This is a genomic window from Amycolatopsis halotolerans (assembly GCF_042647905.1).
GTDB lineage: Bacteria > Actinomycetota > Actinomycetes > Mycobacteriales > Pseudonocardiaceae > Amycolatopsis > Amycolatopsis halotolerans.
In genome coordinates this window covers 221,765-241,586 of the sequence record NZ_JBHRWI010000022.1, presented here as the reverse complement: position 1 = coordinate 241,586, position 19,822 = coordinate 221,765, and the positions used below count along the sequence as shown (strand labels likewise).

At 69.0% G+C, this 19,822-nt stretch carries 13 protein-coding genes; 10 read left to right on the top strand and 3 right to left on the bottom strand.

Annotated features, from left to right (window positions below):
• Window positions 1-158 precede the first annotated feature (158 nt).
• A complete protein-coding gene (locus tag ACFORO_RS19630) occupies window positions 159-3,284 on the top strand; it encodes a TIM-barrel domain-containing protein (protein WP_377870755.1) in 3,126 nt (1,041 codons plus the stop codon).
• A gap of 77 nt (window positions 3,285-3,361) precedes the next feature.
• On the opposite strand, the gene ACFORO_RS19625 is transcribed toward ACFORO_RS19630, so the two are convergent.
• Complete coding sequence (locus ACFORO_RS19625) at window positions 3,362-5,116, bottom strand: RICIN domain-containing protein (RefSeq protein WP_377870756.1); 1,755 nt, start codon at window positions 5,114-5,116, stop codon at window positions 3,362-3,364.
• A 252-nt stretch (window positions 5,117-5,368) separates the two neighbouring features.
• On the opposite strand from ACFORO_RS19625, the gene ACFORO_RS19620 reads away from it, so the two are divergent.
• The 7 genes from ACFORO_RS19620 to ACFORO_RS19590 all read left to right on the top strand — a co-directional run bounded on the left by ACFORO_RS19620 (window position 5,369) and on the right by ACFORO_RS19590 (window position 14,696).
• Window positions 5,369-6,763 (top strand): ABC transporter substrate-binding protein, encoded by a 1,395-nt coding sequence (locus ACFORO_RS19620; protein WP_377870758.1) that lies wholly within the window; start codon window positions 5,369-5,371, stop codon window positions 6,761-6,763.
• Window positions 6,763-7,710 carry a carbohydrate ABC transporter permease gene (locus ACFORO_RS19615; protein WP_377870759.1) on the top strand — a complete coding sequence of 316 codons (948 nt, stop codon included), beginning with the start codon at window positions 6,763-6,765 and terminating at the stop codon, window positions 7,708-7,710. Before ACFORO_RS19620 ends, ACFORO_RS19615 begins: the two co-directional genes overlap by 1 nt.
• 10 nt (window positions 7,711-7,720) lie before the next feature.
• The gene (locus ACFORO_RS19610; RefSeq protein ID WP_377870760.1) at window positions 7,721-8,650 is read left to right on the top strand and encodes a carbohydrate ABC transporter permease; all 930 of its coding nucleotides are present in this window, start codon (window positions 7,721-7,723) and stop codon (window positions 8,648-8,650) included.
• 7 nt (window positions 8,651-8,657) lie between these two features.
• On the top strand, window positions 8,658-9,725 hold the full coding sequence (locus ACFORO_RS19605) for an ABC transporter ATP-binding protein (protein ID WP_377870761.1): 1,068 nt from the start codon (window positions 8,658-8,660) through the stop codon (window positions 9,723-9,725).
• Window positions 9,722-11,602, top strand: coding sequence for a DUF5107 domain-containing protein (locus ACFORO_RS19600; RefSeq protein WP_377870762.1), 1,881 nt, complete (start codon window positions 9,722-9,724; stop codon window positions 11,600-11,602). Before ACFORO_RS19605 ends, ACFORO_RS19600 begins: the two co-directional genes overlap by 4 nt.
• A gap of 81 nt (window positions 11,603-11,683) precedes the next feature.
• Window positions 11,684-12,460: a DeoR/GlpR family DNA-binding transcription regulator gene (locus ACFORO_RS19595; RefSeq protein WP_354742267.1), complete on the top strand. Its 777-nt coding sequence runs from the start codon at window positions 11,684-11,686 to the stop codon at window positions 12,458-12,460.
• Between the two features lie 268 nt (window positions 12,461-12,728).
• Window positions 12,729-14,696 (top strand): TIM-barrel domain-containing protein, encoded by a 1,968-nt coding sequence (locus tag ACFORO_RS19590; protein WP_377870763.1) that lies wholly within the window; start codon window positions 12,729-12,731, stop codon window positions 14,694-14,696.
• A gap of 79 nt (window positions 14,697-14,775) precedes the next feature.
• Here ACFORO_RS19590 and ACFORO_RS19585 read toward each other — a convergent pair whose 3' ends face one another.
• Entirely contained in the window at window positions 14,776-15,759 is a 984-nt protein-coding gene (locus tag ACFORO_RS19585; RefSeq protein WP_377870765.1) for a S1 family peptidase, read from the bottom strand.
• Window positions 15,760-16,409: 650 nt separating this feature from the next.
• Between ACFORO_RS19585 and ACFORO_RS19580 the strand changes: the two genes are divergently transcribed.
• Window positions 16,410-16,688, top strand: a complete 279-nt coding sequence (locus ACFORO_RS19580) for a hypothetical protein (protein ID WP_377870766.1) — start codon at window positions 16,410-16,412, stop codon at window positions 16,686-16,688.
• An 18-nt stretch (window positions 16,689-16,706) separates the two neighbouring features.
• On the opposite strand, the gene ACFORO_RS19575 is transcribed toward ACFORO_RS19580, so the two are convergent.
• Entirely contained in the window at window positions 16,707-17,648 is a 942-nt protein-coding gene (locus ACFORO_RS19575) for a hypothetical protein (RefSeq protein ID WP_377870767.1), read from the bottom strand.
• Between the two features lie 480 nt (window positions 17,649-18,128).
• On the opposite strand from ACFORO_RS19575, the gene ACFORO_RS19570 reads away from it, so the two are divergent.
• Window positions 18,129-19,643, top strand: a complete 1,515-nt coding sequence (locus ACFORO_RS19570; RefSeq protein ID WP_377870768.1) for a hypothetical protein — start codon at window positions 18,129-18,131, stop codon at window positions 19,641-19,643.
• Window positions 19,644-19,822 lie beyond the last annotated feature (179 nt).

The following is a 19,822-nucleotide window of genomic DNA, read 5'->3' as shown; positions in this document are numbered from 1 at the left end:
GTCTCCGGCGGCACCCGGAATCCGGCTCAAGCTCCGGACTCCCGACACCGACGGAAGTCTGCTCCACCGGTTCAGCCGGTGACTTCGCTGCCCGAGTGCGCTATACAGAAGCGCATGTGCATTTTAATGCGCAAGAAAGGTATGCAATGAGCAGATTTATGCATCCTCTCCGATCCCTGGCCGCAGTGCTGGTCCTGCTGGCCGTCGCGACCCCTGCCACCGCCCACGCCGCCGCTGCGCCCGCCGGGCAGCTCGGCGACCTGACCGGCCTCTCCGCCGACGGCCCGGTGACCACCCTGACCGCGGGCGCCGCGGCCGTCCGGGTCAGCTTCCCGGCCGAGGGCGCGGTCCGGGTCTGGCTCGCGCCGGACGGTGCCTTCACCGATCCGGCGGGCAGCAAGATCGTGTTGCCGAACGGCAAAGCTCCCGTGGTGCCGAAGCGCGTCGACCGAGGCTCCTACTGGGCTATCGGCACCGGAAAGGCCACTCTCCGCGCCTACAAGCACCCGTTGAAGTTCGCCCTCTACGACGGCGCGGACCGCAAGCAACTCTGGGCCGAATCCGCCCCGCTGTCCTGGACCGGCGACACCACCACGCAGACGCTCGCCCGCGGCGGCGCCGAACAGTACGTCGGCGGCGGGGAGCAGAACGGCCGCTTCAGTCATCGCGACCAGACCATCAAGATTTTCGCCGACGACAACTGGAACGACGGCGGCGCACCCAACTCGCAGCCGTTCTACGCCTCGACGGCCGGATACGGCGTGCTGCGCAACACCTTCGCGCCCGGCAGCTATTCGTTCGCCGATCCGGTCCGCACGACCCACGACGAACGCCGCTTCGACGCCACCTACGTCGTCGGCGACGGGCTCAAGGACGTCATCTCCGGCTACACCGACCTGGTCGGCAAACCCTTCCTCCCGCCCATTTACGGCCTGGAGACCGGCGATTCCGACTGCTACCTGCACAACGCCAACCGCGGCGAACGGCACACCCTCGACGCGGTGAAGGTCGCCGAAGACTATCCCGAACACGGCATGCCCAACGGCTGGATGCTGGTCAACGACGGCTACGGCTGCGGTTACGAGAACCTGCAGCAAACCGGCGAAGGCTTGCGGGACAACAAAATGCAGCTCGGCCTGTGGACCGAGAACGGCGTGCCCAACCAGGCCGAGGAGGTCAAGGCGGGCGTCCGCGTGCGCAAACTGGACGTCGCCTGGGTCGGCCCCGGCTACCAGTTCGCCCTCGACGCCTGCGACACCGCGCACAAGGGCATCGAGGACAACAGCGACGCGCGCGGCTTCGTGTGGCAGCCGGTGAGCTGGGCCGGCGCGCAGCGGTGCGGTGTGTTGTGGAGCGGCGACCAGTCCGGCTCCTACGACTACATCAAATGGCAGATCCCGACCTACGCGGGCTCGACGCTGTCCGGCATCGCCTACAACACCGGCGACATCGACGGCATCTTCGGCGGCTCCCCGCAGACCTACGTCCGCGACCTGCAGTGGAAGTCTTTCCTCCCGGTCGCGATGACGATGGACGGCTGGGCCTCCTCGGACAAGCAGCCCTGGCGCCAGGGCGAGCCCTACACCTCGATCAACCGCGAATACCTGCTGCTCAAGGAACGGCTGCTCCCCTACACCTACAGCTACTCGGTGCAGGCGCACCAGACCGGCGTCGGCCAGGTCCGGCCGCTGGCGCTCGAGTATCCCGGCGATCCGAACGCGTGGACGGACAAGGCCAAGTACGAATTCCTGTCCGGCACGGACTTCCTGGTCGCCCCGGTCTACGACAGCTCCTCCGTGCGCGACGGCATCTATCTGCCCAAGGGAACCTGGGTGGACTACTGGAGCGGCAAGACCTACACCGGTCCGACCACAGTGGACGGTTATGACGCGCCGCTCGACAAGCTGCCGCTGTTCGTCCGCGGCGGGGCTGTGGTGCCGATGTGGGCGGAGGGCACGACGTCCTGGCAGACCCGCGCCAAGGGGCAGCTCGACGTCGACGTGTACCCGCAGGGCAAGGGCAGCTTCACCCTCGCCGAGGACGACGGCGTGACGCGCGGCTACCAGCGCGGCGAGCAGGCGCGGCAGACCTTCACCGTGGACGCGCCGCAGTCCGGGCCGGGCACGGTGACCGTCGGGATCGGCGCGAGCGCCGGGTCCTACGCCGGGAAACCGGCGACGCGGAACTACCAGCTGTCAGTCCACACGGGAACGAAGCCGGCGGCGGTACTGGGCGGCCACGGCATCCTGCGGCAATACGCCAGCAAGGCGGAGCTGGACAAGGCCCCGTCCGGCTGGTGGTACGACCCCGCCGCGCGAGGCGTCGTGCGGGTGAAGACCGGCTCGGTCGATTCCGGTGCCGCCCAGGACATCCGGCTGCTCGGGGCGAGCGCGGTCGGCGGGCTCTTCCCCGCTGACGACAACGCCTCGGTGCGGCTTTCCGCCCCCGCGACGGCCGCTCCCGGCCAGGCCGTGTCGGCCACCGTCAGCTTCACCAACAGCACTCCGCTGCCCGTGCGTGATGTTGCATTGTCGGTGCGGGCCAACGGTTTCCACGCGGACATTTCGCAAGCCCCCACGCTTGTATGGCCGGGCCAGACGGTGCAGGTCCCGGTGCGGCTCACGCCGGACGCGGGGCTGCACCCGGCGGACTATGAGCTGACTGCCACGGCGAAATACCAGGCCAGGCTGGGCACTCGCGAAGCGGCGGGGTCGGCGATGGTCACGGTGCCGTACGCGACGATGGCCGCGGCATACGGAAATGTCGGGGTCACTGATGCGGCACACGTCGCGAACGGAGATCTCGACGGCGGCGGCAGCAGCTTCCGTGCGGAGGGACTGGCCGAAGCTGGCCTGAAACCGGGTGCGTTGTTCACCGCTGACGGTGCCCAGTCGACCTGGCCCGACGCCGGTGCCGGGAAACCGGACAATGTCGTGGCGGGCGGCCAAACTGTCGCTGTGCAGGGCAGCGGTTCCAAGCTGGTCCTGAGCGGCACCGGGACCGGGTCAGCCGCGCATGGCACGGTCGTCGTCCGGTACGCCGACGGCAGCACGAGCCAAGCCGACCTGGGCTTCCCGAACTGGTGCTGCTCCGATCCGGCGAAGTACGGCGCGACTACGGTCGCCTCGGTGTCCGGCAAGAACACGAAGGCCGGTCCGGCTTACCCAACTGTCGCCTACCGGGTGTTCGCGAACTCCGTCCCGCTGACGCCGGGCAAGCGAGTCGTCGCGATCACCCTGCCGTCGAATTCGGCACTGCACGTCTTCACCGCCGCGATCGCCTGATCAGCTGTCCGTGAAGGGCTCCTTGAGGGAATCAGAATCCCTCAAGGAGCCCTTCACGGACGTCAAGCGGGGGCGCGTCAGCGGCGCGGGGTGAGCCGCAGGATCTGCTCGCCCGCGGTGCGGCCGTCGCCGACCAGGCTGCCCGTCCGGTCGGTCCAGGAGCGCACCGGCGTGGTCTCGCTCTGCCGTCCCGGATCCGCCGACAGCGCCAGCACCAGTCCGCTGTAGCGGTTGACCAGCCGCGTCCCGCCGTCCGCCGGGACCAGGAACCATTGCTGGGCAACGCCGGATCCGTCGCTCAGGATCGGCGCGGTCCCCCAGGCCCGACCGGAGGGCACTGCCGGAACGCCCAATGCCAGGCCGCTCGCGGCGTTGGTGATGCGGTAAGAGCCGTCCCCGGCCGGGGTGAACCGCCAGTCCGCCCGGTTGCCCGCCAGCGACGAGGGCACCGACGTGGTGCCGCTGCGGCCGGACGCGGCGAGCACGCGGCCGGAGCCGATCCGGTAGACGCGGCCCGGATCGACCAACGACGGCGCCGGTGCGGCGGACGTGACGGTCACGTCCGCGTAGACGCCGTCGCGGCCGTCCGCGCACGAGATCGAGCAATAGGACCGGAAGGTCTTGCCCACGATCGTCCCGGTGGTCCGGCTGGCCGAGTCGACGAACCAGCGGTACCACGACTGGTCCCGGTAGGAGCCGGTGTCGCCGATCAGCCGCCACTTCGGGTTCGCCAGGTCCTCGGTCGCGTAGAACCGCTGCGGGCCCGCTGAATCGACCGCCTCCGGCTCGCCGATGTACAGCCCGAGGTGCGCGTCGTAAGCGATGTTCATGACGAACAGGTCGGATTTGCGCGGCAGCGTGCCGGCGGCCACCTGCTGGGCGGCGGTGCCGGTGCGCGCCGGGTCGTAGTCCTTCTCCGGCGGGGTGTAGCCGCGCGGGTCGACGCCGGTGGGCACGAGGTTGCTTTCCTTGCCGCCGACGCCCGGCTGCGACCATCGGCCGTCGTACCACTTCTGCCAGGTTCCGGTGCCCATCTTCCCGGACATCGGCGCGCGGGCCACGTGGGCGAGGCCGCTGAACCCGCCGCCGCCCGCGCCGGCCTTCGTCACGACGCGAGAGCCGTAGTAGACGTAGAAGTAGCCCGACTGAGGATCGGCGAACAGCCGCGGATCACCGTCGCCGTAGTCGAAAGTCTGGTTCGGGAACGCCGCCGTGTCGCCGCGTTTCGTCGAATACGGCGACGTGATCGCGTGTCCGCCGATCCGCCAGGTGTGGCCCCGGTCGGTCGACACCGCCCAGTCGATGGCGTCGTAGTGCGAAAACGAGTAGGCGCCGAACGGTTCGGGAGTGAATTCGTTGTGCACCAGGCCGTACCAGTCACCGGTGTCCGGATCGACCCAGGTTCCGACGAGATCGCAGAAGTTCTTCTGGGTGTAGCTCGACCCGGCGGGCGGGTCGGTCGCCTCGCGGCCGGTCGGGCTGGTGTTGCACCGCCATGTCGTGTCGTTGTTGCGATCCCTCGGTTCGGCCGGGTTCACCGCGTCGCTCAGACCCGCGTCGCGGTGCGCCGAGTCGAAGTCCGTGCCGGTGTAGAAGTCCCAGACGCGCGGGCCCTCCTTGCCGTAGAGGGCGGCGGACTGCTGGAAATGGAAGGTCCCGTCCCGGTCGAGGAACGGAGCCGCCGGGGTGTCCGTCGGGAACGGGTACTCGGCGACGGCCCCGACCGACACGGAGTAGCCGGGGCCGGCGTGCGCGACGGCGGGCCCGGTGAACGACCCGGCGGTCAGGGCCAGGGCCGCACCGGCGGCGAACGATGTGCGGAAGCGTGGCATGGCTCGGTTCCTCGCAGGCGATCGACGTCAACAATCGACAAGAACGAACAAGTTCACACAGTCTTGATGCTTGATTTTGCGCTGTCAACCCGCCATTCGACCCCCTTCGAGCAGGTCATCGCGGGAGTCTCCGCGAGTCACGATGCAGGGGCGAACCTGGGGCGGAATGTTGACAAGTGATTGATCAACCCTAAAAATGCGCAGCAACACGCACTCAGTGTGTGGTCTTCGACCTCGATCAGGTGGTGGCTGATGCGGTTTCACAAGCTCGTGGGCTCGACCTTAGCGGCGACGCTGCTCCTCGCCGGGTGCGGCAGCGGGGACGCGGCGGGCGGCGGCACCGGGGAAAACGCGCTCCCCGGCGCCGCCGAGTTCCTTGCGTCCCCCTGTCCGGAACCGGCGGTGAAACCGGCGGGCGGCGGGCAGGTCGTCTACTGGTCCATGTGGACCGCGGACGAGCCGCAGGGCAAAGTGCTGCAAAAAGCGCTGAAGTGCTTCCAGGACAAGACCGGCGTGAAGGTCGACGTGCAGTGGCTCGGCCGCAAGGCCTACACGCAGAACCTGGTCCCGGCGCTCAACACCGGCACCGTGCCCGATCTGTTCGACCAGGACGTCAGCAAGGTCGGCGCGGCGATCATGACGCCGGGCGGCACGCAGGGCCTCGACGACGTCTTCGGCATGAAGATCGGCGAGGGCGACAAGACGGTCAAGGACGTCCTCTCCCCCACCTCGTACGACTTCCCGCAGAACAAGGACCGCGAGGGGCACAGCTTCCTCGTGCCGTACGAGATCCAGTCCAGCGCCTGGTGGTACGACAAGGCCAAGGGCGGCGCGCTCGGCCAGCCGAAGACCGTGGACGAGCTGGCCGGTCTGTTCGACAAGGCGAAGGCGGACGGCAAGGCGGCGGTCAGCCAGGACGGCGACATCCCGTTCTACAACATGTACTACTTCACCCAGCTGGCCGAACGCTACGTCGGCGCGGGCGGGCTGGCGAAGGCGGCGCAGGACCCGACCGGGCGCGCGTGGACCGACGTTCCCGGATTCCGCGAGGCGGCCGCGCAGACCGCGCGGATCTCGAAGTACTTCATCGACGGCTGGGACGCGGCCAAGTTCCCGCAGATCCAGCAGCGCTGGGCGGACGGCGACGCGCGCTTCCTGTACGTCGGCAGCTGGGCGCCCAGCGAAACCCGCGAATACCTGGACAAGCAAGGCGCGGGCACGAAGATCGACTACGGCTCCTTCCAGTTCCCGATGCCGCCCGGAGCCACGCACGACACCGTGGAGCAGATGTCGATCGGCTTCGCCGTGCCCAAGAAGGCCAAGAACGCCGACGCGGCCAAGGCGTTCATCGCCTACTTCCTCAACAAGGGCAACCTCGCCGGCATCCCCGCGGTGGCCGACAACCTGGTGCCCCGGCCCGACCTCGCGGTGCCGGACGACCTGAAGCCGGTCAAGACGGTCCTGGACGACCAGAAGAAAGAGCATGTGCTGCAGTACGACGGCATCGACGCGATCGCCGGCGGCACATGGCAGACCGACGTGTTCGACCCCGCGGACACCGCGCTGCTCAAGGGCCAGCTGACTCCGGAGGCGTTCGTGGCGCAGCTCGCGCAGAAGTCCGCCGCCTTCTGGAAGAGCCAGCACTGATGGCGACGATCACCGGGGCGGCCCGAGCCGGGCGGCGGCCCGCGCTCGGGCCGCATCTGAGCCGCAAACGCAAGCTGTTCTGGCCCTTCGCCGCCCCGGCGCTGGCGCTCTACCTGGCGTTCCTGGTGCTGCCGACGATCGCGACCGTGGTGCTCAGCTTCACCAGCTGGTCCGGCGCGGGCGACACGCCGCGGCCGCAGGGGGTCGGGAACTACGTGCGGATGTGGCAGAGCGATTCGTTCCGTTACGCCTTCGGCAACACGCTGATCTACGTGTTCCTCGGCGGCGTCGGCACCTTCCTGCTCGCGTTCCTGTTCACCATGGTGCTGCGGGACATGCGCGGCGGGAAGATCGTGCGGGCGATCCTGTTCTTCCCGAACATCGTCGCCCCGGTCGCGCTCGGCATGTTCCTCGGCTTCGTGTTCAAGTACCAGCCGGGCAAACAGGGGCTCGCCAACTACGTGCTCGAGCACCTCGGCGCGGACGCGGCGAAGTTCCTCGCTCCGGAGAACGTGACCGGGGTGGTGACCGCGTCGCTGATCTGGGCCAGTTCCGGCTTCTACATCACCATCCTGATGGCCGCGGTGGACCAGATCCCGCCGCAGCTCTACGAGGACGCGGACCTGGGCGGCGCCTCGCCCTGGCAGAAGTTCCGCTCCGTCACGCTGCCGCTCACCTGGGACGTGGTGGGCGTGGCCGGGGTGCTGTGGACGATCAACGCGCTCAAGATCTTCGAACTCGTCTTCGTGCTCGCCGGGCCCGGCACCTACGCCCCGCCGAACCGGGCGTGGACGCTCGGCATCTACGTGTTCGACCGGACCTTCGGCTCGAACGGCACGCCGGACTTCGGCGCGGCCTGCGCTTGCGCGGTCGCGATGATCGCCCTCGTCTCGATCCTCGTCGTGCTGCTGCGGCGGCTGATGCGCCGTGACGCCATCCAGTTCTGAAGGAGACCCCGTGACCGTCACGGAAACGCCGCCGCGCGGCGGCGCACCGGGCAAGCCCAGGCGCACCCCGCCGCGCCGGCCCCGCCCGGCTCCCGGCAGCCGCAGGCTCAGCCCGCTGCGGCTGCTCGGCTCGGCGATCGTGTGGCTGTTCACCGCAGGCAACCTGCTGGTGCTGTACTGGCTGATCACCGCGTCGTTCAAGACCCCGGTGGAGATCTTCACCAAGCCGTTCGCCCTGCCGTATCAGTGGTTCCACGTCGGCAAGCCGTTCCGGAACTTCGTCTACGCCTGGAACAACGCCGGATTCGGCGACGCCGTGCTGTCCACCGTGGTCTTGGTCGGCCTGGCGACGATCGCCACCGTCGCGATCTCCGCGCCGTGCGCTTACGCGCTCACCCGGCTCGGGGTGCGCGGTTCGGGCGTGCTGACCAACGGCGTCGCGATCGGCATGGGAGTGCCGTTCCAGACCGTGATCATCCCGCTGTTCGTCGCGTTCAGCGAAATCCGTCTGGACAACCAGTACGGGCTGTTCGTGCTCTACGTGGCACTGTCGATCCCGTTCACGGTGTTCCTGCTGACCGGGTTCTTCCGGTCGCTGCCCGACGAGATCGAAGAGGCCGCGGCGCTCGACGGAGCCTCGCCGGTGCGGGTGTTCGTCTCGGTCGTCCTTCCGCTGGCCCGCGGCGGCGTGATCACCGCGCTGACGCTCAACGCGATCGGGCTGTGGAACGAAACCCTGCTGGCGATCGTGTTCCTCAAGGACCAGGCGCATTTCACGCTGTCGCGCGCGCTGTTCACCTTCTACGGCGCGGCCAGCTACCAGTCCGAGTACGGCGGGCTGATCGCCGGGGTGGCGATCGTCGTGCTCCCGATGCTGCTGCTCTACGTCGTGCTCGCCCGCCGGATCATCACCGGCCTGACCCTCGGCGCCGGAAAGTAGGACTCTGATGGCCACCGTGAGTTTCACCGACACCACCCGCTACTACGCCGGGGTCGAGCGCCCCGCGGTGGACGGGCTCGACCTGGAGGTCGCCGACGGCGAATTCCTGGTGCTGGTCGGCCCGTCCGGCTGCGGCAAGTCGACCACCCTGCGGATGCTCGCCGGGCTGGAGGGCGTGGACGAGGGCTCGATCCGCATCGGCGAGAAGGACGTCACCGCGCTGCCGCCGAAAGAGCGGGACATCGCGATGGTGTTCCAGAACTACGCGCTCTATCCGCACATGACCGTCGCGGAGAACATCGGCTTCCACCTCAGGCTCGCGCGCATGCCGAAGGGCGAACGGGAACGCCGGGTCCGCGAAGCCGCGGCCACCCTGGACCTGACCGAATACCTCGACCGGCGACCGGCGAAGCTGTCGGGCGGGCAACGGCAGCGGGTGGCGATGGGCCGCGCGATCGTGCGCGAGCCGAGCGTGTTCCTGATGGACGAGCCGCTGTCCAATCTGGACGCCAAACTGCGGGTGCAGACCCGCACGCAGATCGCGTCGCTGCAGCGGCGGCTCGGCACCACCACGCTGTACGTCACGCACGACCAGATCGAGGCGATGACGATGGGCGACCGGGTGGCCGTGCTGCGCGACGGCGTGCTGCAGCAGTGCGATTCCCCGGTCGGGCTGTTCGAACGCCCGCGCAACGTGTTCGTCGCGGGCTTCATCGGGTCCCCCGCGATGAATCTCATCGAGACCACAGTGGACGGTTCCGGCGCGGCGGCGGGCGACGGCACGCTCCCGCTGACCCCGGCGCAGCGGTCCGCGCTGACCGGGAAGGGGATCGTCGTCGGCGTGCGGCCGGAGGGCTGGGAAATCGGCGGCGCCGGATACCGCGCGGTCGTCGAAGTCGTCGAAGAACTCGGCAGCGACCAGTACCTCTACTGCCGGACCGGGGACCGCGTGCTGACCGTGCGGACGCCGGGCATGGCGCCGTGGCGACGCGGCGAGGAGATCTCGCTGGCGCCGCGGACCGGCGCGGCGCACCTGTTCGACGCCGCCTCCGGCGAACGGCTGCCGGACGCATGAGCACGATCACGAGCGTCGAACTCGTGCTTCCCGCGGCCGAGCTGGGCCCGGAGAACCCCTTGCCGCCGCTGGTCCGGACCGAACCGGCCGCGTCGGTCGCCAACGCGGGCGAACTTCCCGCGGACCTGGCGGAGAACCTGTCCTACGGCCGGCTGGACACGGTGCTGCCGTGCCGGACGCAGGACGGGTACGGCCGCGACCGGACCGAACGGCGGCTGCCCGCGCTGGTGCTGGAGAACGACCTGCTGCGCGCGACTGTCCTTCCCGGACTCGGCGGGCGGCTGCATTCCCTGCTGGACAAGGAAACCGGCCGGGACCTGGTGTTCCGCAACCCGGTGTTCCAGCCGGCGAACCTGGCGCTGCGCGACGCGTGGTTCGCCGGCGGCGTCGAATGGAACCTCGGCACCACCGGGCACACCACGCTGACCTGCGCGCCGATGTTCGCCGCCGAGGCGCCCGGGCCCGGCGGCGAGCCGGTGCTGCGGCTGTGGGAATGGGAACGCACCCGCGATCTGCCGTACCAGCTGGATTTCTGGCTGCCCGAAGGATCGCGGCGGCTGTTCGTCGGGGTGCGGATCCGCAATCCGCACGAGCGTGACGTGCCGGTGTACTGGTGGTCGAACACCGCGGTGGCGCAGACGGCCGGGACCCGTGTGCTCGCCCCCGCGGGCAAGGCGTGGCACTACGGCTATTCCGGACGGCTGGAACTCGTCAACGTCACTGGCGAGCTGACCTATCCCGCTCGGGCGACGGCGGCGGCCGACTATTTCTTCGAGGTCGACGGCCCGCCGTGGATCGCCGCCGTGGACGCGGACGGGCACGGGCTCGGCCAAGCGTCCACGGCGCGGCTGCGCGGGCGGAAGCTGTTCGTGTGGGGCGAATCCGCGGGCGGACGGCGGTGGCAGGAATGGCTCGCGCCCGGGACGGAGGGATACCTCGAAATCCAGGCCGGGCTGGCCCGGACACAGCTTGAGCACCTGCGGCTGCCCGCGGGCGCCTCGTGGGACTGGCTCGAAAGCTACGGTCCGGTCGCGGCCGACCCGGAGATCGTGCACGGGCCGGACTGGCCCGCCGCGCTCGCCTCGGTCGCCGCCGGGCTGCCCGCCGCCGGGGAACTGGAGCGGCGGTGGCGCGAATGGCGCGCAGTCGCCGACGCCCCGCCCGGGGAGCTCCTCGCGGAGGGATCCGGCTGGGGCGCGCTGGAAACCGGCCGGATGCTGGCGGAACTGCCCGGCACGCCGTTTCCCGAGACCAGCCTCGGCGCCGCCCAGCAGCCGTGGCGGGACTTGCTCGACGGCGTGGCGCCCCGGGCCGAGCCCGCCGCCGAACCTCCCGACACGCTCGTCAACCGGCATTGGGCCGAGTTGCTGGAGGCCGTGCCCGACCGGGGTTGGCTCACCTGCTACCACCGGGGAATCGCGAGGTGGGCGGCGGGCGACCGTGCCGGCGCGGCGGCCGCGTGGCGCCAGTCGATCGAGGCGGAGCCGAACGGCTGGGCGTGGCGCAACCTCGCCGTCGCCGAGGACGATCCGGTGCGCGCCGCGGAGTACTACCGGCGGGCGCTGGACCTGCTGCCGAAACTGGCTCCGCTGGCGCTGGAGGCCATCGCCGCGCAGATCGCCGCCGGAGACCCCGGCGCCGCACGGGAATTGCTCGAACCGTGGCCGGTCGAAGGCCGGTTCGCGTTGCTGCGGGCGCGGATCTCGCTCGCGCTCGGCGATCTCGACGGGGCGCGCGAGGTGTACGACCGGGGGTTCACCGTGCCCGGGATCCGCGAGGGAGAGACGTCGCTGAGCGATGTGTGGCACGCGGTCTCCCCCGGCCCGCTGCCCGCCGAATACGACTTCCGGATGAAAACCGGCGGCGGGGCCGGATGAGCGCGATCGGCCGTCGGGGTGAACAATGACGCCGCGGCGGGCAAGCAGGCACGGGGACCGGTGCGAAGGGAGCACAAGCCGATGGCTCGGCATGAACGGTTGAGCACACTGTTGGACCTCTTGGCGAAGCGGGAGAAGCTCGACGTCGAAGAGGTGGCCGCGGAACTGAACGTCTCCGCCGCCACGATCCGCCGCGATCTGGACCACCTCGCCGAACAGCAGCTGCTCACCCGCACCCACGGCGGCGCCGTCGCGAACGACCTGGCCTACGATCTGCCGCTGCGCTACAAAACCGCGCGCCACGCCCCGGAAAAACAGCGGATCAGTGCCGCCGCGGCGGCACTGGTGTCCAACGGGATGGTCGTCGGCCTCAACGGCGGCACCACGACCGCGGGCGTGGCCCGGGCGCTGGCCATGCGCGCGGACCTGGCCGACGCCCCCGGCCTCACCATCGTGACCAACGCGCTCAACATCGCGCACGAGCTGGCCGTGCGGCCGAACATGAAGATCGTCGTCACCGGCGGGGTCGCCCGCCCGCAGTCCTTCGAACTGAGCGGGCCGCTGGCCACCCTGGTGCTCGGCCAGCTCAGCCTCGACCTGTTGTTCCTCGGCGTGGACGCCTTGCACCCCGCCGCCGGTGCGTTCGCCTGCCACGAGGGCGAGGCGGACATCAACCGGCTCATGGTGCAGAACGCCGCCCGGGTGGTGGCCGTGGCGGACAGCTCGAAACTCGGCCGCCGCGCCTTCGCCCGCATCTGCGACATCACCGACGTCCACGAGGTCGTGACCGACACCGACGCCGATCCTGACGTCACCGCCGCCCTCAAAGCCGCCGGGATCCCCGTGCAGATCGCCTGAGGTCCGGACGCCGTCCCCGCTCCGCTCCCTCAGAAGTCCGTGAGGGGAACCCTGAGGGACTCTGATTCCCTCAGGGTTCCCCTCACGGATCTCCGCACCCGCGTACCGAGCCCGCCCGGCCGGGACGCCCTGGCTGCGCGAAGCCTGCCCACGCGCCGCACCGTTCCCTCCGGCCACGACGGCCCTTGACAAAGCCTCAGCGCGCTGTGCTTACTACTGCAGGTTCGAGCGTCACATTGAGCATATTCACGCAGAATAGGAGGCTCCAGTGCCTCGACGACTCGCGTACGCGGCGGCCGGGCTCATCCTCACCGGTTCCGTCGCGGCCCCTGCCTCGGCGGAACCGCCCTCCTCGATCTCGGTGCCGCGCGGTCCCGACTCACCCGGCTATCACCTGCGCATCGACACCGCCCGCCTGGGCATCAGCCTTTCTCGCGGCGGCGAACAGTTGCTGCGCACCGCGTCCGACGCGTTCACCTTCGACGGCGGCGTGGCCACGCGCGTGCGGTCGATCTCCAGAGAGGGCACGACCGTCGTCGCCCGGGCCGACAGCACCGCGGGCCGTCCGGTGACGCTGCGGATCACCCCTCGCCCGGACCGGTTCGATCTGAAGTGGACGGTCGACGGGCTCGCCGCCGGGCAGCGGGCGACGCATTTCGACCTGACGACGTCCGGCTATTGGTACGGCGGCGGCGAAACCAGCGAAGGGAAAGCCCAGCCGTACCCGCTTTCGGCAGGCACAGTGGACGAACCGGAGTTCTCCCCCGCCAGCTACATGATGCAGGAGCCCTACTTCTTCACCTCGAAATCGGTCGGGCTCTTCGTCCGCACCGCGCAGCCGATGAAGGTCGCGCTGGCCGGCGGGCGCGCCGACCTGGCCGTCACGAATTCCGCGGAATACTCGAGCACGGTGTTCGTGGAATCGAGCCGCCGCGCGGTGTACGACGACTACCTCGGCGAGGTCGGCAAGCCGGCCAAGAGCGACGCGACCGACAGCGAATACGCGAGTCCGCTGTGGAATTCCTGGGCGCAGTACTACCGCGACATCGACCAGGACAAAGTGCTTTCGTGGGCACGGGACCTGAAAGCGGCGGGCGTCGCCGGGCACACCGTGCAACTCGACGACAAATGGGAATCCAACTACGGCAACCTGACCTTCGACCCGAAGACTTTCCCGGACCCGAAGAAGCTGGCCGCCGACGTCCACGCGACGGGCCAGAAGTTCGGCCTGTGGACCACCTTCTGGATCAACCTGGACTCGGCGAACTACGCCTACGCCCGCGACCACGGCTATCTGGTGCGCGCCAAGGGAAACCCGGCCCAGCCGTGCACGGTGACCTGGTGGAACGGCACCGCGGGCATCATCGACCTCGGCAACCCGCAGGCCCGCGACTGGTACACCGGCAACCTGCGGAAGCTGATGGCGGACTACGGCGTCGACGGCTTCAAGTTCGACACCCGCTTCTTCGACGACCGCTGCGCCGCCACTGGGACGCTGACCCCGCAGGACTACCAGAAGCTCGGCGCGGACATGACCGACGCGTTCGACCAGCAGGGCGCGGGAATCCGCACGCACTGGGGCAACCAGCGCTACGGCTTCGTGATCCGGGCAGTCGACGCGGACACCACCTGGGACGGCCTGCGCACGTCGCTGCGCCGCGCGTCGGCGATCTCGGCCAACGGATACCCGTTCGTCGAGACGGACATGATCGGCGGCTCGAACAGCATGCCGCCGCCGTCGCGCGAGGTACTGGTGCGCTGGGCGCAGGCAGCGTCGCTGATGCCGCTCATGTACGCCTCGACGTCCCCGGTGACGACGGTCGACACCACGACAGGCAAGCCAGTCGCCTACCCGGCTGACACCGCGAAGCTGTACGCCGCCGCGGTCCGCACCCACGCGAAGCTGGCTGGCTACCTGAAAACCCAGGTACAGCAGGCGGTTGCGGACGGCACGCCGATCATGCGGCCGGTGTACTTCGATTTCCCCGCCGACCACCGTTTCGACACCGTCGACGACGAGTGGCTGCTCGGCCCCGCCCTGCTGGCGGCCCCGATGATCAAGGCGGGTGCCTCACGCGATATCGCGCTGCCGTCGGGGTTGTGGTTCGACCCGCACACTAAGCGGGTTGAGCTGGGCGGCCGGACACTGCGCGACTACGCGGCTCCGTTGGATACGACGCCTATGTTCGTCCGGATTGGTGCTCCGGGTTGGACGGATCTCGCGGCACACCTCTGAGCCGCGCCAACACTGTTACGACGCATGCGCGCGACCGTCGGGAGGACCGGCTCCGGTGCCTCCCGACGGCGCTCGCGGGTCAGGACTTGGGCAGCGTCACGCCGTACCTCTTGGCCGACAGCGTGGTCGGGAAGAAGCACGAGGTCTGGGTGTCTCCGCCGGAGAGGGTGCCGAGGCCCTTGCCCCCGTCGTAGGCCGGACCGCCGGAGTCGCCGTGGTCGGAGTGGGCGGTCGTGCAGAACTCGTGGTAGACCGTGTAGCCCTCCGCTTCGAAGGTGTAGTCGACCTTGGTGACCTTGCCCTCCGTCACACCGGAGGTGATCCCGGCGCGCTTCATCTGCTCGCCCACCGTCGCGTCGGCGAACTCGGTGATCTTGGTGCCGTCGTTGATCTCGCTCGGCCCCTCGCCCGAAGCGTTCTCCACGAGCATGTTGTCTTCGTCGGGGAACACCGCGTCGACGGTCTTCCCGTCGTTCCACGGGCCGCCGCCGCCGAGTTTCTCGCAGTGGCCGGCGGAGAGGAGCAGCTTCTTGCCGTCCTTCTCCACGTTGAATCCGTTGGAACAGGACGCCTGACCGTTGCTGATCTTGTCGCCGCCCTTGATGAACAACGACATGGCACCGGGATGGTGTTCGACGCGGACCATGTCGCCGTACTGGCGGGCGGTCTCGAGCAGCGTGGCCCGCTGCGCCTTCGGGGTGGCGTCGTAAACGTCGACGACGACCTGGTTGCGGGCGAGGTCGAGACCCCAGCCCGCGCTGGGCACGCCGCCGGTGGCGTCCAGGCGCTGTTTCACCGTGCCGAGCTGGCCCAGGCTGTACCGCACCACCTTCGCGTTCAGGCCGGAAGCGCGCACCTTGGCGGCGTCGGCGTTGTTCAGCACCGTGACAACCGAGGCGCCGCTGTCGTCGAGGTAGTGCCCGCCGGTCGCGGAACCGAGGCTGTTCATGACTGCGGCCGGTGTCACCGCCGCGGACGCGGCGGGCACGGCGCCCATGGCGAGAGCCAGCGTGCCGAACGAGCCGACGGCGAGAACGCTCAGCCTGAAACGTGTCGATCGCATGTGTTTCCTCCTGCGCGGAACGGGAGAGTCAGGACGTGCACCGAATGGGAGTCCGCATCGTGGCCTCCGGATTCGGCGCCGAGCTCGGCTAGGTGCGGAGGCATCTCCTCCCTGGGGCGTCGGATGGCCGGGTCGGGACCATGAGCCTCCAGTCCGGATCGTCTCGTCGTTGAAACGGAACGTGATCAACCTCAGGTTCGTGATTCTCGAACAGGATCGGGCAAGTCCGACACCGACGAAGGTAGGTTCACGTTTGTCGCAATCCCGCGCCCGAACGGCCCAGCGGCGGGGTGTGGTGCGCACAGTCCGGCCGATGCCGCCGTGCTCGCCCCGGCGGGCGTGGCCGTGTCGGGCACGAGTGTCCACTTGAGACTGTCGCTTCCGCCGAATCCCGGCACTCCGAATCCCACCGTGGGTGTGCCGTCATCACCGGCGGTACACCGGTCAACGGCTGACAGGGAATTTCCGATCTCGCCCCCGCCGCCTGGCCGCTGCCCCCAGGTCACCGATGCGGTCGACGTCGTAACAGCTCGCCACGCATCTAGGATCGCGTTCTTCCCGCCGTCGATGTCCACAGAGGACGGGTTGTCTCGGACCGCGGATCGGGCGTCGGCCGCCGAAGACCGCTCCCAGGAGCGAGGAGGTCGCTGATGTCCACGACACTCAAGCTGACGCACGAGGCGATCGAGGTCGAGGTCGACGGTGAACCGGTCGGGTCGGTCGCAATGAACAAAACGATCGAGACGCCCGTCGAACCGGGTCGGCACACTGTGCTCCTCCGCGACGGCCGGAACTCAAACCGAACGGAGACATTCGACGCCGCCGACGGCGAAACCGTCGCTTTCCGGTGCACTGGAAAGCGGTTCTTGCCGCTCTTTCTCGCGTCGTTCTTCTTCCGCGGACTGGCGATCAAGCTCATCCGCGAGTAACTGCGGCCGAGGCCCGGGCTACTCGCCGGTGCTGTCTCCGCGCCGGCCGCGGGCGCATCGGCTGGGCTCGGCGCGCAGGCACACGCTGCCGCCGTTCACGCGCAGTCCGGTGTCGTCGAAGGCGGTGGTCCAGGAGCGGGCGATGGCGGTCTGCGCGGTGGCGAGGGGGATCAGGCCGCCGCAGACGGCGTCTTTGAGCTTGTTCTCGACCGCGTCCTTGGCGTTGGGGATCTTCCCCGGCTCGACCCACAGGTTGCGGGGGTCGTCAGGCGCGCCCCCGAGTTCCAGGGAGACAAGGTGGTCGTACTCGCCAGCCTCGCCGGCGGGCAGGGTGTACGCCTTCGCCGTGGCGTCTTTCATGCGACTGGTCTTGCCGGTGGCCGGCCGGACGGTTTTGGTCCAGCCGCTCTTGCACACCGTGGTGGCGATGTTCGCTTGGGAGACCTGCGGATTCACCGCACCGGGGGTGCATGACGGATCGGGCGTCGGTTGCCCGTTGCGGTCGCCGAGACGGCAGGAACCGGCGGCAGGAAGCGGCGTCGAAGAGCTTCCGGCGGACAGCGCGGTACCGCCGGAAACCTGGGCAGGTGCCTTTCCGCCGCTCGATTGCTGCCCTGTCGCATGGCTGGGCGTGCACGCGGAGCACGCAACGATCCCCGCGGCAATGACCCCAGCTAGACGTACCGCCTGAAGCGGACGTAAACCCTTCTTCGGCACGTTCTTCCTTTCACCGCAGCAACAATCACGCGCGCCCAGATCCGGGCGGCGCACAGCTTCTCCGCTGCCGCCGGAAGTGAGCCGCAACGACACGCGCCATTCCGCGGAAATCCCCCGCGCGCCAGGACCGATCGCGCCGTCAGGTTCGGATGTTTCCGACGATGCAGCATCAACTACGCACACCAGGGCAGCCGACGCGTCGTCGGTGATGATGCGCAGCACGTTGAGTCCCGCTTCAGCCATGACCTGATGCTGATCGTCTTCGCAGAAGGCCCCTCGCCGCGGCACGTTTCATTGTCCCGCTTGGGTTGTCGCAGGGCGCGCGCTGAGTTCCCGACCTCGCAGCATCCGCGAGGGAGAATGTCTTCGCCACCCGGGGGATCCGCCCTCCGAAACTACTTTTCAAATCCTGCAAGCACTTTCGCACCGACATCGAGCGGCCGCGAGCCATGTCGAGGCTTACGCGTGCGGCAGGCGCTCGGACTCCGGGCAAGCGGAGATCAGTGCGCTGCCTCCGCGATCGCTGCTCCGTGCGCCCTTCCCCGCGCGAAGTCCGGGAGCTTCCTCCTGCCGGGTCCAGATCTCGTGCACCGTCTCACCGGGGCATCGGCGTCCAGCCACGTGACACTTTGCCATAGAAAGTCACAATCGTGCTGTTTTTGCTGTTAGCCTCGTTGCTCACCGGCCGTCCGGTTGGCGAAGCCGCTTCAGGAGGTGCCAGCAGTGAACAGCGGATATCTGGGCGATAGCCAATACTCGTCGTTGCTCTCCGCAGCGCTCAACGGCTACTGGCAGACGCTCGAACGCCGCTGGCTCCACGATGCCGGGCTCGCACTGCAGCACGGGACGGTCCAGATCGACGGCGCGCCGTCGGCGCTGCGGCCGATCCCGGTCCAGTCGATGATCCATCTGCGTACCTGCCCGATCGTCGCCTGGGCGGTCGACGACGGCACCCCGGCGAAGCGGCCGGGCACCTGCGACGGATGGGACACCTCGCGGCAGGCTTACGTCGAATGCCACGCCTCCGGTGCCTTCACCCAGGTCGGCGACTGGGCCTGGCAGCAACGCGAACATCTCGCGAACTCGATCCCGGACCTCGCGGGCGGGCCCGACCTGTCGTCCCTCGAAGAGGCCCGGACCAGCCTCGTCGCGATCAACGACGCCATGGACACCGCCGACTCGGTCGGCGACCACGCGCTGAACGGACTCGTCGACAAGCTCGCCATCACCAGCGACGACAACAACAACCGGGCCTGGATGGCCGGCTGGACCGGGCTCGCCGCGAACAGCCTCAAAGGAGGCTTTCTCTCGACTGTCGGCCCGGCCCTGAAGAACCAGCGCGTCCTCGTGCGATGGCTGGCCAACTGCTACGCGCTCCGGGCGACGACGATCAACGCCGCCCGGAACAACAACCTGCGCCTCATCGACCAAGCCACCAAGGAACTCTTCGAAACCGCTCCGCCGCCGCCGACCGACATCCAGCTGATCAAGCACAAGGTGAACGCCGTCAGCGAGGTGTGGGGCGTCGCCGAGACTGTCGTCAAGGCATTGGGGAAGTCGCTTCCCAGCGGCGTCGGCACCGCGCTGACGCTGGTCGACTTCGTGCTGAGTCACACCGAAGAGGTCAAGGACAACTTCCGGTTCCCCGCCCTGAGCACGTTCTTCTCGCATCTGGACGGCGCCGTCCGCACCCTCGGCAGCGAGCTGGACCACGCCGAAGCGGACTACCTCAAAGTCGTCACGGCGATCCAGGAGCGCATCGCGGGCGTCGACCGGACCCTGCTGGAACTCTACGACGTCACCCAGCACAGCCCGGACGGCGACGACAGCGACCCGCCCGCGTCGGGCAGGTACGCCGTCGACGTCAACCTGGTCATGGAAATCGCCCAGCACTGCTACGACGTCGCTGAAATCTACTCCGGCCTGCTGAAGAACATCGCGACCGTCTCCTACGCCGACGGCCAGCTCGCCGGCCGCGGAGTCGTTCCCATCGCGGCGGACACCGCCCTGATCGGGTTGCGCGGCGAGGTCGAGTCGTTCTTCCAGAAGTCCACCGCGCGCTACCTGACGGCGGCCGACCGCATCAAAACCGCCGCCAAGAGATACGCCGAAAGCGACGCTGAACAACGGGACCGGTTCAACGCAACGGTCAAAGAGTGGAACCTCCTCGGCGAAGGCGGGCCCCGCCAGCGCGGCCGCATCGACCTCGACCCGCACAAGGACGGCGTCCAGAACTAGCAATGCGGCCGCCTTGTCAGCGGCTGTCCGGCGCAGACGCGCTCCGCATGCCCCGCTGGCGGACCGCGTAGCGCTCCGAAACGGCTTCACTGGCTGCGATCGGGAATGTCGAGTGGTCAACCTGCCCGACGGCACTCGGTGATCAGCTCTGAGACAACCCGATGGCGCGCGATCCGGGC

Bases quoted from the DNA above. Each gene is read 5' to 3' on its own strand.
- ACFORO_RS19630 (WP_377870755.1), top strand. From the start codon at position 159: ATGCATCCTCTCCGATCCCTGGCCGCAGTGCTGGTCCTGCTGGCCGTC.
- ACFORO_RS19625 (WP_377870756.1), bottom strand. From the start codon at position 5,116: ATGCCACGCTTCCGCACATCGTTCGCCGCCGGTGCGGCCCTGGCCCTG.
- ACFORO_RS19620 (WP_377870758.1), top strand. From the start codon at position 5,369: ATGCGGTTTCACAAGCTCGTGGGCTCGACCTTAGCGGCGACGCTGCTC.
- ACFORO_RS19615 (WP_377870759.1), top strand. From the start codon at position 6,763: ATGGCGACGATCACCGGGGCGGCCCGAGCCGGGCGGCGGCCCGCGCTC.
- ACFORO_RS19605 (WP_377870761.1), top strand. From the start codon at position 8,658: ATGGCCACCGTGAGTTTCACCGACACCACCCGCTACTACGCCGGGGTC.
- ACFORO_RS19600 (WP_377870762.1), top strand. From the start codon at position 9,722: ATGAGCACGATCACGAGCGTCGAACTCGTGCTTCCCGCGGCCGAGCTG.
- ACFORO_RS19595 (WP_354742267.1), top strand. From the start codon at position 11,684: ATGGCTCGGCATGAACGGTTGAGCACACTGTTGGACCTCTTGGCGAAG.
- ACFORO_RS19585 (WP_377870765.1), bottom strand. From the start codon at position 15,759: ATGCGATCGACACGTTTCAGGCTGAGCGTTCTCGCCGTCGGCTCGTTC.
- ACFORO_RS19580 (WP_377870766.1), top strand. From the start codon at position 16,410: ATGTCCACGACACTCAAGCTGACGCACGAGGCGATCGAGGTCGAGGTC.
- ACFORO_RS19575 (WP_377870767.1), bottom strand. From the start codon at position 17,648: ATGGCTGAAGCGGGACTCAACGTGCTGCGCATCATCACCGACGACGCG.